At 33.0% G+C, this 12615-nt stretch carries 10 protein-coding genes and 1 pseudogene; all 11 read right to left on the minus strand.

Annotation, left to right across the window (positions count from 1 at the left end; all coding sequences use genetic code 11):
- Positions 1-10 precede the first annotated feature (10 nt).
- The 11 genes and pseudogenes from tsf to sucC all read right to left on the minus strand — a co-directional run bounded on the left by tsf (position 11) and on the right by sucC (position 12529).
- Positions 11-889 carry a translation elongation factor Ts gene (gene tsf, locus NST64_RS07420; RefSeq protein ID WP_002448836.1) on the minus strand — a complete coding sequence of 293 codons (879 nt, stop codon included), beginning with the start codon at positions 887-889 and terminating at the stop codon, positions 11-13.
- A gap of 260 nt (positions 890-1149) precedes the next feature.
- A complete protein-coding gene (rpsB, locus tag NST64_RS07425; protein WP_002448842.1) occupies positions 1150-1938 on the minus strand; it encodes a 30S ribosomal protein S2 in 789 nt (262 codons plus the stop codon).
- A 217-nt stretch (positions 1939-2155) separates the two neighbouring features.
- On the minus strand, positions 2156-2932 hold the full coding sequence (codY, locus tag NST64_RS07430) for a GTP-sensing pleiotropic transcriptional regulator CodY (protein ID WP_002448767.1): 777 nt from the start codon (positions 2930-2932) through the stop codon (positions 2156-2158).
- A gap of 21 nt (positions 2933-2953) precedes the next feature.
- Complete coding sequence (gene hslU / locus NST64_RS07435) at positions 2954-4354, minus strand: ATP-dependent protease ATPase subunit HslU (RefSeq protein ID WP_077700433.1); 1401 nt, start codon at positions 4352-4354, stop codon at positions 2954-2956.
- A 66-nt stretch (positions 4355-4420) separates the two neighbouring features.
- Positions 4421-4966 (minus strand): ATP-dependent protease subunit HslV, encoded by a 546-nt coding sequence (gene hslV / locus NST64_RS07440; RefSeq protein ID WP_002448739.1) that lies wholly within the window; start codon positions 4964-4966, stop codon positions 4421-4423.
- Positions 4967-5860, minus strand: coding sequence for a tyrosine recombinase XerC (xerC, locus tag NST64_RS07445; RefSeq protein WP_002448815.1), 894 nt, complete (start codon positions 5858-5860; stop codon positions 4967-4969). It abuts the gene before it with no gap.
- 105 nt (positions 5861-5965) lie between these two features.
- Positions 5966-7273 (minus strand): FADH(2)-oxidizing methylenetetrahydrofolate--tRNA-(uracil(54)-C(5))-methyltransferase TrmFO, encoded by a 1308-nt coding sequence (gene trmFO / locus NST64_RS07450; RefSeq protein ID WP_002448834.1) that lies wholly within the window; start codon positions 7271-7273, stop codon positions 5966-5968.
- A gap of 24 nt (positions 7274-7297) precedes the next feature.
- Positions 7298-9367, minus strand: a complete 2070-nt coding sequence (gene topA / locus NST64_RS07455) for a type I DNA topoisomerase (RefSeq protein WP_107632279.1) — start codon at positions 9365-9367, stop codon at positions 7298-7300.
- A gap of 138 nt (positions 9368-9505) precedes the next feature.
- A pseudogene (locus tag NST64_RS07460) lies at positions 9506-10178 on the minus strand (DNA-processing protein DprA).
- A gap of 257 nt (positions 10179-10435) precedes the next feature.
- Complete coding sequence (sucD, locus tag NST64_RS07465; protein ID WP_002448725.1) at positions 10436-11341, minus strand: succinate--CoA ligase subunit alpha; 906 nt, start codon at positions 11339-11341, stop codon at positions 10436-10438.
- A 21-nt stretch (positions 11342-11362) separates the two neighbouring features.
- Entirely contained in the window at positions 11363-12529 is a 1167-nt protein-coding gene (gene sucC, locus NST64_RS07470; RefSeq protein WP_002448800.1) for an ADP-forming succinate--CoA ligase subunit beta, read from the minus strand.
- Positions 12530-12615: the final 86 nt, after the last annotated feature.

A 12615-nucleotide genomic window follows, 5' to 3' on the forward strand; every position in this document is an offset into this window, starting at 1 on the left:
TGTGAACAAATTATTTCATTTGACCTTTAACTTCATCAGCAAAGTTTTCTTCGCGTTTTTCCATACCTTCGCCTACTTCATAACGTACGAAGTCAGCTAATTTACCGCCTTTAGATTTTAAGAAAGCTTCAACTGTTTGATCTGGATCTTTAACAAAGTTTTGATCAACTGCACAAATTTCTTGAAGATATTTACGTAAACGACCTTCAACCATTTTTTCAACGATTTTTTCAGGTTTACCTTCATTTAACGCTTGTTGTTTTAATACTTCTCTTTCGTGATTAATTTCTTCATCACTTACTTGATCTGAAGAAACATATTTAGGGTTAATTGCAGCGATATGCATTGCTACATCTTTAGCAGCTTCTTCATCAGTAGATCCTTCAACTACAGTTAATACACCGATACGTCCACCCATGTGTAAGTATGCACCAAAAGCATCGTTATCAGTTTTAGTTCTAATTGCAAAACGACGAATGCTTAATTTTTCACCGATAGTTGAGATAGCTTCTTTCATTCTTTCATCAACTGTTTGACCACTTGATAATTTAGTTTCTAATAAAGCTTCTACTGTTTCAGCTTTACTTTCAAGGATTTGATTAGCAATTTCTTTAACTAATTCTTGGAATCCTTCGTTTCGAGCAACGAAATCAGTTTCAGAGTTAATTTCAACGATTGCTGCTTCATTACCTTTTACTTCTACATGTACTAAACCTTCAGCAGCGATTCGATCAGCTTTTTTAGCTGCTTTAGCGATACCTTTTTCACGTAAGTAGTCGATTGCTTTGTCGATATCTCCATCAGTTTCAGTTAGCGCTTTTTTACAATCCATCATACCTGCGCCAGTTCTTTCACGTAATTCTTTAACAAGTTTTGCTGAAATTGCCATTAATTATTCCTCCAATATGTCTAATTGTAATAATAGATGATATTTAAATATTACCATTAAAGGTACTATTATTTCCAATACTCTATTACAATTTATTAATAATTTTTTTAATTAAGGTTATTTTAAAAATAAAATACGATTTAAAAGCATAATTGAATATTTATCCTTTATATTTATATCCAATTTACTATCCGTTTTAAATAAATATTTTAAAAAAAGGGCGATAAGCATTACATCTTATCACCCATTTAAACTATATCTTAGTTTGATTCAACAGTAGTATTTTCTTCAGTTGATTCTGCTTTTTGAGTTTCTTCACTTTCATCTAAATCGATGTTTTGTTCTGCAGCTACTTCATCGTTTGAAATACCTTGTTGACCTTCTAAGACAGCGTCAGCCATTTTACCAGTTAATAATTTAACGGCACGAATAGCATCATCATTCGCTGGGATAACATAGTCGATTTCATCAGGATCACAGTTAGTGTCAACGATACCAACGATAGGGATATTTAATTTACGTGCTTCAGCAATCGCATTGCGCTCTTTACGAGGGTCAACTACGAATAATGCTTGAGGCATAGATTTCATATCACGAATACCGCCTAAGAATTTGATTAAACGGTCATATTCTTTTTTAAGTTCAACAACTTCTTTTTTAGGTAAAACGTCAAATAAACCGTCTTCTTCCATTTTTTCAATTTCAGAAATACGTTTAATACGTTTTGAGATTGTTTTATAATTAGTTAAGATTCCACCTAACCATCTTTGGTTAACGTAGAATTGACCAGCACGTTCTGCTTCAGCTTTAACTGATTCTTGTGCTTGTTTTTTAGTACCTACGAATAAGACTTTACCGCCATCTTCAGATACTTGTTTTAAGAAGTTATAAGCTTCTTCAACTTTTTTTACTGTTTTTTGTAAGTCAATGATATAAATACCATTTCTTTCAGTAAAGATATATTTTTTCATTTTTGGGTTCCAACGGCGTGTTTGGTGACCGAAGTGAACACCGGCTTCTAGTAATTGTTTCATTGAAATTACTGCCATGTTAAATTCCTCCTATTGGTTAATTACCTCCATAGTAAACTAATATAAAGACAATACTTAAGACTGCACCCTTTATATTTACATTCACTACGTGTGTATTGGCTTTATAGCCGTCAATAATAATATCATATATAGAATCATTACGCAACATTTTTTGACTGCGTAAAATAAAAAAACTACTATCTTAATTTTAATAGATAGTAGTTTTAAAAATAATTTATTCACTTCGATTAAGTTCATCTAAGAATTTTTCTTTTTTAACTTTGATAAATGTACCTTTCATGCCAAGCGATCGTGATTCTATTACACCAGCACTTTCTAATTTACGTAACGCATTTACAATTACAGAACGTGTAATACCTACTCTATCTGCTACTTTAGATGCAATTAATAGACCTTCATTGCCACCAAGTTCCTCAAAAATATGTTCAATCGCTTCTTTTTCAGAATAAGATAATGAATTGATTGCCATTGTAATAGCAGCTTTATCACGGGCTTCTTTCTCAACTTCATTATGTTTCTCACGTAATATTTCCATACCAATAACAGTTGCAGCGTATTCGCCAAGCACTAAATCATTTTCATTAAAGTCATCTTTAACTCGTCCTAGAATCAGTGTACCTAAGCGTTCGCCTCCCCCTAAAATCGGGAAGATAGTTGTTCTACTATTAATAAATACTTCTCTGTGTTCTGGAGGGAATACTGTCAAGTCTGAATCAATATCAATATTCGCTTTAGTTTGTTGAACTTGCATAAGTAGTTCAGTGTATTCACTTGGAATATGTTTACTTTCAGTCAACATATTACTAATTCGTTCACTCTTTAAAAGTTCATTTAAACTTGACCCTAAAATTTTACCTCTACGAGAAACGATGAAGACATTTGTAACAGTTACATTACTAATAGTCTGAGCAACATCTTTAAAGTCTACCGCAATGCCTTTATGTTTTTGTAATAATGTATTTAATTCTCTAGTTTTAGATAATAAGCTCATAAAATTTCTCCTTTATTTATATTATAAAATAAATGCACTTAAATCTTTGTTTGTTGAAATAGATTTCAACTTATCATCAACATACTGTGGTGTTATATCTACTACTGCATTTGGCATATTTGGTGCTTCAAAAGATAAATCTTCTAACATTTTTTCTAAAATAGTGTGTAATCGACGTGCACCAATATTGTCTGTATCTTGATTCACTTGATATGCCATTTCAGCTAATCGTGTTATCGCTTCGTCAGAGAAGTTGACAGTAACTTCTTCAGTTTTTAACAGTGCTTCATACTGCTTTATAAGAGATAACTTAGGTTCAGTCAATATTCTATAGAAATCATTAACTGTTAAGCTTTCAAGTTCAACTCGAATTGGAAAACGCCCTTGTAACTCAGGAATCAAGTCACTTGGTTTAGAAACATGGAAAGCGCCAGCACCAATAAATAGCATGTGCTCAGTATTTACAGTACCATACTTAGTTTGAATCATGCTACCTTCAAGGATTGGTAATATATCTCTTTGAACACCTTGTCTTGATACATCTTGACCACTATTAGAATTGTTTGTAGCGACTTTATCAATCTCATCGATAAAGATAATTCCCATTTGTTCTGCTATTTCTAAAGCTTCTTGATTAGCAGTTTCTTGATCAATTAATTCATCTGCAAAATCATCAGTAAGAATTTTACGTGCTATTTTTACTGGTACTTCTCTTTCTACTTTTCGTTTAGGCATCAATTGATTCATCATATCTTGCATTTGTTGATTTTGACTCGTGCCTAACATTCCTAATGCACCAGGGTCTTGTTCAACTTTGATTCTAACTTTTTCTTCTTCTAGCTTGCCTGCTAAAAGTTGTTGTCTTATTTCTGAACGTTTTGTTTTGATTTCTTCTGTAGGTGCTTCTTCTTCCTCGTCATTCTGATTAAAATTAGGAATAGCACCACCTAAAAGAGATTCAAGTGGATTATTATTTTGAGCTGCTTTTTTCTTCATACTAGGAACAAGTAATTTTACTAATTTTTCATTAGCTTTTTGTGTTGCTTCATCTTTAACTAATGATTTCTTTTGCTCTTTTACGAGTCTTACAGACACGTCCACCAAGTCTCTAACCATACTTTCTACATCACGTCCAACATATCCAACTTCAGTGAATTTTGTAGCTTCCACTTTAATGAATGGTGCACCTACGATTTTTGCCATACGACGTGCAATTTCTGTTTTACCTACACCAGTTGGGCCAATCATTAAAATATTTTTGGGCGCAATTTCTTGCTTAGTTTCTTCGCTAAGAAGACTTCTTCTGTATCTATTTCTTAACGCGATTGCTACTTTACGTTTTGCATCTTCTTGACCTACAATATATTCGTCCAATTTAGATACGATATCTTTAGGTGTTAATTTTATACCGTTTGTATCCATTTACTATTACCTCCACCTTAATGTATGTCCATATCAATTCATTTCCGTTTTGTTTATATATGTTATTTATAAAGTCTCAACAATAATATTATCATTTGTAAATACACAAATATCTGAAGCGACTTTTAAGCTTTCATATGCCATTTCTTTCGCAGTCATATGTGAAGCATGACGTTTAAGCGCTCTTCCTGCACTTAATGCGTAGTTTCCTCCTGAACCAATAGCGATTAAATCATCGTCAGGCGCAATGACTTCACCTGTACCACTTACCACTAAAATACCATCTTTATCCATTACGATAAGCATGGCTTCCAGTTGACGTAATTGCTTATCTCCACGCCATTCTTGAGCAAGTTCTACAGCAGCGCGTTCTAAATTACCGCTAAATTGTTGTAATTTAGTTTCAAATTTTTCAAATAATGTAAATGCATCGGCTACGCTTCCTGCAAATCCTGCTAACACTTTACCTTCGTATAAGCGTCTTACTTTTCTAGCTGTTTGCTTCATAATTACTTGTTCACCAAGTGTAACTTGGCCGTCTCCAGCCATTGCCGCTTCTCCATTGTGTCTTACAGCATATATCGTTGTAGCATGTAATGATGTCTTACTCATTTATTTACTCTCCTTTTTTGCTCGAGGGTGTGCACTTAAATACACTTTGCGCAATTGTTGATTAGATACATGTGTATACTTACCAGTTGTAGAAAGGTTAACGTGTCCTAATAAAGATTGAACTGTTCTTAGGTCTGCACCTTGATTCAATAAATGTGTAGCAAATGTATGTCTTAATTTATGAGGATGAATTTCTGTTACCCCCGCTGTACGTTCAACTACATCATTGAGAAGATATCTAACACCTCTCTCAGTAATAGGATCACCTTTCATATTAACAATTAAATAAGGATGACTTTTACTTTTAAGTGGTTTGAATTTTTCTAAATATTGTTCAATACTTTGTCTACAAAACTCTCCAAAAGGCACAAATCGTTCTTTATTTCCTTTACCCAATACCTTTACCCCTGGAAGATTCATATCTAAATCCATAACCTTTATATTCACAAGTTCTGAAACACGAATGCCTGTTGCATATAATAATTCAATTACTACTCTATCTCTTAATCCTTTTTTTGCATCGTTTGAAACAGTATTAAATAATGCTTCCATCTCTTCTTCATAAAAAAATTGAGGAAGATATTGCTCTTTCTTAGGATGTACAAGTTGTATAAAAGGATTATTTACTGATGTATCTTGAGTCATCCAAAACTCATAAAATGTTCTTAATGTTGATATTTTTCTTGATACAGTAGTACGTTTCAAATTATTGGAATATAAATAACTTAGATAATTTCTTGCATCTTTATATTCAAACGTTCTTAAATTTAACAGTTCTTGTTCTAAAAACTGATTAAATTGAGCTAAATCGTCATGATACGCTTTTAATGTATGGTCGGAGAAATTTCTTTCAACTTTAAGCATATTCAAAAATTTCTTTTGGATTTCTTCCACTAAAAATCCCCTCCATCATATGCATTGTAGCATATAAACTGAGGGGGACTAAAATAATTAGCTATAGAATTCAAAATCTTTTGAGAATTTATGAATAATTTAAATCTATAACGTTTTTTTGAAATTTTCTAGATAGTCTAGAGCACGATATGCTTGTGCTTCATAACGTTCTTTTTTATCTTTAATGCGGCGATCAAGTGATGGCAATAAACCAAAGTTAGCATTCATCGGTTGGAAGTTTTTTTCATTTTTAGCATGAGAAATATAATAAGCCATACTCCCTATCATTGTTTCTCTTGGGAAAATCACTTCTCCTTTCCCAAGTAACTTATGCGCTAAATTGATACCTGCTACAAGGCCACTTGCTGCACTTTCAACATATCCTTCCACACCTGTCATTTGTCCTGCAAATTGAATTCTATCATTATTAATTAATTCATATTTTTCATTTAAAACATCAGGTGAATTGATGAAGGTATTTCTATGCATCACACCATATCTCACAATATCAACATTTTCTAAACCTGGAATTAATTGAATGACTTCTTTTTGAGCGCCCCATTTTAAATGTGTTTGGAATCCAACAATATTATAAAGCGTACCAGCCGCGTCATCTTGACGTAATTGCACTACTGCATATGGACGTTTACCAGTTTTAGGGTCTTCTAATCCTACAGGTTTCATTGGACCAAATAGTAATGTTTTACGACCTCTACCAGCCATCACTTCAAATGGCATACATCCTTCAAAATATTTTTCTTTTTCAAATTCATTTACCGGTGCAACTTCAGCTTCTAATACCGCATCATAAAAACGATTGAATTCTTCTTCAGTCATAGGGCAGTTTAAATATGCTGCTTCACCTTTATCATAGCGTGATTTCAAATAGACTTTATCCATATCAATTGAATCTTTTTCAATGATTGGAGCTGCTGCATCGTAAAAATATAGTTGATCTTTACCTGTAATTTCTACAATTTCTTTAGCTAAATTTTCAGTTGTTAACGGTCCTGTTGCAATGATTGTATGTCCTTCTGGAATACTGTGAATTTCTTTATTCAAAACAGTTACATTAGGATGATTTTTCAATGTATCTGTAATATAACCAGCAAAGTCATGTCTATCTACTGCTAATGCACCACCAGCTGGAACTCTAGCTTTATCAGCTGCTGCGATGATTAATGAATCTAAACGTCGCATTTCTTCTTTAAGCACACCAACACCATTTGTTAATGCGTTACCACGTAGTGAATTAGAACATACTAACTCAGCAAATTTATCTGTATGATGGGCAGGCGTTTGTTTAACAGGTCGCATTTCGATTAAATTCACTTTAATACCACGTTCTGCTAATTGATAAGCTGCTTCTGAACCAGCTAATCCTGCGCCTATAACATTAACAGTTTGACTCATATGCATTCTCCTTTAATAAAAATTCTATTTTTGTACTTCTTCTTTATAATCACAATTAGAACAAATTACTTGAGAACTACGTCCTTTTTTATGCTCCATCAAGTAATGATTACATTTTGGACAATCTCTTCCTATTGGTTTATCCCAAGAAATAAAGTCACACTCTGGATAATTCGAACAACCATAAAATAGTCTATTTTTCTTGGATTTTCTCTCAACTACATCGCCATCTTTGCATTTTGGACAAGTGACACCAATAGTTTTAACAATAGCTTTTGTATTTCGACAATCTGGGAAATTCGAGCACGCCATAAATTTACCATAACGTCCCATTTTTATTACCATAGGGGCTCCACATACTTCGCAATCTTCGCCGGCTGGTTCATCTTTAATTTCAACTTTTTCCATTTCTTCCTCTGCCCGCGCAACATCTAATTTAAAACTACCATAGAAATTATCGATAACTTTTCTCCAACCGATATCACCTTCTGCAATTTTATCGAGCAAGGTTTCCATATTAACTGTAAATTCAACATCAATAATTTCTGGGAAGTAATCCTTCACTTGCTCATACACGATTTCTCCTAGTTCAGTTGGTACAAAACGTTTACTTTCAAGTTTAACATAATTACGTTTTTGAATTGTGTCAATCGTTGGAGCATATGTTGAAGGTCTACCAATTTTTAATTCTTCTAATGTCTTAACTAATCGTGCTTCTGTGTATCTTGGAGGTGGTTGAGTGAAATGTTGTGCCGGTTCAATTTGTGTTGCAGTTACTTTATCACCTTGATTTAATTTTGGCAATTTATTTTCTTTATCATTATCTTTGTCATCTTTTGCTTCAACATATAATGTCATAAAGCCTTTAAATTTGATTGTTTGTCCATTTGCTCTAAATTTAATGTCATTTTGTGTTACATCTAAAGCCACAGTATCTAAAAGTGCAGGAGCCATTTGACTTGCTACAAAACGTTCCCAAATTAATTTATACAAGCGATGTTGATCACGTGTTAAATAAGCTTTCATTTCATCTGGTGTACGTAATGTACTTGTTGGACGAATAGCTTCATGGGCATCTTGATCCCCTTGTTTACCTTTTGTTTTACGGTTTGAAGTATACTCAGTACCATACTTCTCTTCAATATATGATTTTGCTTCATCTTTAGCAGTTTGTGAGATTCGTGTTGAATCCGTTCTCATATATGTGATTAATCCAACTGTACCTTGTCGTTTCAAATCGACGCCTTCATATAATTGCTGTGCTAGCATCATAGTCTTACGTGCTTTAAAATTAAGTTTACGTGCTGCTTCTTGTTGTAACGTAGACGTTGTAAATGGATTTGCAGGGTATCTTGTTTTTTCTTTTTTATTTACATTAGTGATTTCAAATGCATCACCATTTAATTCGGATGTAATTTTTTCAACATCTTTTTTTGTTTTTAATTTATATGGTTTGTTTTTGTAATGTAAGAATTTAGCAGTGAACTTCGATTTTTTATATCTAAATTCTCCTTCAATTGACCAATATTCTTCTGGTTTAAAATTACGGATTTCATTTTCACGGTCAATGACTAATCTCAAAGCAACTGATTGTACTCGACCAGCTGACAATCCTTTTTTTACTTTCTTCCACAGTACTGGAGAAATATTATAACCTACAAGTCTATCTAAAATACGACGCGCTTGTTGTGCATCAACTAAATTCATTTCGATACCACGAGGATGTTTAAAACTTTCTTTTACTGCATCCTTAGTGATTTCATTAAATACTACTCTGTTTTCTTTTGATTCTTCAAGTTCTAAAATTTTTGATAAATGCCAAGCAATCGCTTCACCTTCGCGGTCAGGGTCACTAGCTAAGAAAACTTTTTTAGCTTTTTTCGCATATTTTTTTAAATCTTTAACAACGGGACCTTTCCCTCGAATAGTTATATATTTTGGTTCATAGTTATCTTCTACGTCTACACCCATTTGACTTCTTGGTAAATCACGTACGTGTCCCATAGAAGCAATAACTTTATATCGTTTACCTAAATATTTTTCAATGGTTTTCGCTTTTGCAGGCGACTCAACGATGACTAAATTATCTGCCAAAGTGAATTCCCCCTTGCTTTTTCAATTACTAAAGATAAATGATAAACGGTTAATTTTGTTTTTGTCAATATTTTAATCCAATATAGATATTTTTTTATGAACTATCCTTTGAATTTTCACAATTAAATATATATATATTTAATTGTTTAAAAAACGATAATCATATAATATATCTTCTGCTTCTGAAACAATCATTGCACCTTCTTGAGCACGTAATAAATTTCCTTTTGTCAAAGGGTTAAACATCGATCCAGGCAATACATAAATATTTCTATTTTGATCTAAAGCACAATCTATTGTAATTTGACTACCACTTTTAATTTTAGCTTCAGTAATTAATACACCACGAGACAGCCCGCTTATCAGACGATTTCTTTCAGGGAATTGATAGTGGAATATTTATAAAGTGAGGAAATAGATAATCTAGTGCACACTTAGAATAATGTGTGGCCTCACGTGAACCTACAACACCTAAAGTATACGTAGATGATAATAAATGTATATTTCCACGATAAAATAATATAAAAGGATAGTCGTAAATAGTTTTAAGCAATGGAGGATATTGAGAAGAAAATGAAGTAACATAGTTAACCTGAGATCTAGAAAGTTGAGTTTGAATGTAATCGTACGAAATCTCTTCTAATTGAGTAAAACGCTTCTTTTTTAAATATAGAGATTCCCATTCATTAATCATTTCAAATTGAACATGTTCATTAACATTGAAAAATTTTGGAAATACATTGAGTAAATGATGAATATGTTGGGTCGTATACCCTATCCATCTCATTTTTAATAAAATAAAATCATTCATGAAATAAATGTCTCCTTTTAATTTATTATACCGTGAATAATTAATAATAAAATTTCATTTATAAGACAAATTTGATATATAAATGTAAGGAGTAATAATATTAAAAGATTATGTATACTTTTTGATTTCATAACATAAAAAAATAGAGCGTTCAGTCATTTATAATATATTGGTAATCTACGATATATATAAGAAAAACTGCCAACAAATTTCAGTAATTGTTGACAGTTTGAATTCAATTATTAATTACATCATTGCTACTTCACTGTTAATAATTCTTCATAAATGCCTGCTTCTTTTGCAGCTTCAATTAGTGTTGTACCAATTTCTGATGGTGTATCTGCTGTTTTAACGCCACATTCATTAAGCGTTTTAATTTTTTCTGCAGCAGTTCCTTTACCACCTGAGATGATTGCACCTGCATGGCCCATACGTTTTCCTGGAGGTGCTGTTTGTCCACCAACAAAACCAACAACTGGTTTAGTCATGTTTGCTTTGACCCATTCAGCTGCTTCTTCTTCAGCAGTACCACCGATTTCACCAATCATAACAACAGCTTTTGTTTCTTCATCTTCATTAAATGCTTTAAGTACATCGATAAAATTTGTACCGTTAACTGGGTCCCCACCGATACCTACTGCTGTGGTTTGACCAATACCTTCTTCAGTTAGTTGATGTACTGCTTCATATGTTAAAGTACCAGAACGAGAGACAACGCCTACATGTCCTTTTTTATGAATATAACCTGGCATGATACCAATTTTACATTCATCTGCTGTAATTACACCAGGACAGTTCGGTCCAACTAAACGTGTTTTTCTATCCTCTAAATAACGTTTCACTTTAATCATATCAACAACTGGAATATGTTCAGTAATACAGATCACCATATCTAATTCTGCATCAGCTGCTTCTAAAATTGAATCTGCAGCAAATGGTGCTGGTACGTATACTACTGATACGTTAGCACCTGTTTCTTTTTTAGCTTCAGCTACTGTATTATACACTGGCACGCCTTCAACCACTTGTCCACCTTTACCTGGTGTTACCCCTGCGACAATTTGTGTGCCATAATCAAGCATTTGTTTTGTATGGAAAAGGGCAGTAGACCCAGTAATACCTTGCACCATTACCTTAGTATTCTTATCTATAAATACACCCATTTTAGTGTTCCCATCCTTTCCTTACGCTTCTTTAACAAGTTTAACAATTTGTTGTGCACCTTCAGCCATTGTTGCTGCTGGTTCAATTGCTAGACCGGATTCATTTAAAATCTCTTTACCACGTTTAACATTTGTACCTTCTAAACGAACAACTAAAGGTAAAGTTAATTCGACTTCTTTAACTGCTGCTACAATACCTTCTGCAATCACATCACATTTCATAATTCCACCGAAGATATTTACAAAAATACCTTTTACATTATCATCACCCAAGATGATTTTGAATGCTTCAGTTACTTTTTCTTTTGTAGCACCGCCACCAACGTCTAGGAAGTTAGCTGGATTACCACCGAAATGATTAATTGTATCCATTGTAGCCATGGCTAATCCGGCACCATTAACCATACAACCAATGTCACCATCTAAGGCAATATATGATAAATCATATTTAGATGCTTGAATTTCTTTTGGATCTTCTTCTTCTAAATCACGTAACTCTAAAATATCTTTATGTCTGAATAATGCATTATCATCAAAATTTAATTTTGCATCTAAAGCTAAAACATCACCATCACCAGTTGTTACAAGTGGATTAATTTCAACAATAGAACAATCTTTTTCAACAAAAACATTATATAAAGAAAGTAAGAATTTTGCTGCTTTATTTACAGATTCTTTTGGAATATTAATATTGAATGCAATACGACGTGCTTGGAATGGTGATAACCCTATCACTGGATCGATTGTTTCTTTAAAGATTTTTTCTGGCGTTTTAGCTGCAACTTCTTCAATTTCAGTTCCACCTTCTTCAGAAGCCATCAATGTAATACGATCAGTAGCACGATCAATGACAAAGCCTACATAATATTCTTTTTGAATATCACAACCTTCTTCGATATATAAGCGTTTAACTTCTTTACCTTCAGGTCCAGTTTGATGCGTTACTAATTGCTTGCCTAATAATTCATTAGCATAAGTTTCAACTTCAGACAGTGATTTAGCAATTTTAACTCCACCTGCTTTACCTCTACCCCCAGCGTGAATTTGTGCTTTCACTACATAAACATCTGAATTTAATTCTTTTGCCTTTTCCACCGCTTCTTCAGCAGTAAATGCTACACGTCCTTCTGGAACGGCTACACCCATAGCACGAAATATTTCTTTACCTTGATACTCGTGGATATTCATCTTCCATCCTCCTGTTTCTTAGGTTAAGTTCACTTTAATTATAGAAAATGTAAGCGCTTTTGTAAACTGAAAGTGTTATACTTTTT

This window comes from Staphylococcus sp. FSL W8-1268 (genome assembly GCF_038003965.1).
Classification (GTDB): Bacteria; Bacillota; Bacilli; order Staphylococcales; family Staphylococcaceae; genus Staphylococcus; species Staphylococcus hominis.

Bases quoted from the DNA above. Each gene is read 5' to 3' on its own strand.
- hslU (WP_077700433.1), bottom strand. From the start codon at position 4,354: ATGGATACAAACGGTATAAAATTAACACCTAAAGATATCGTATCTAAA.
- tsf (WP_002448836.1), bottom strand. From the start codon at position 889: ATGGCAATTTCAGCAAAACTTGTTAAAGAATTACGTGAAAGAACTGGC.
- rpsB (WP_002448842.1), bottom strand. From the start codon at position 1,938: ATGGCAGTAATTTCAATGAAACAATTACTAGAAGCCGGTGTTCACTTC.
- sucD (WP_002448725.1), bottom strand. From the start codon at position 11,341: ATGGGTGTATTTATAGATAAGAATACTAAGGTAATGGTGCAAGGTATT.
- sucC (WP_002448800.1), bottom strand. From the start codon at position 12,529: ATGAATATCCACGAGTATCAAGGTAAAGAAATATTTCGTGCTATGGGT.
- hslV (WP_002448739.1), bottom strand. From the start codon at position 4,966: ATGAGTAAGACATCATTACATGCTACAACGATATATGCTGTAAGACAC.
- codY (WP_002448767.1), bottom strand. From the start codon at position 2,932: ATGAGCTTATTATCTAAAACTAGAGAATTAAATACATTATTACAAAAA.
- trmFO (WP_002448834.1), bottom strand. From the start codon at position 7,273: ATGAGTCAAACTGTTAATGTTATAGGCGCAGGATTAGCTGGTTCAGAA.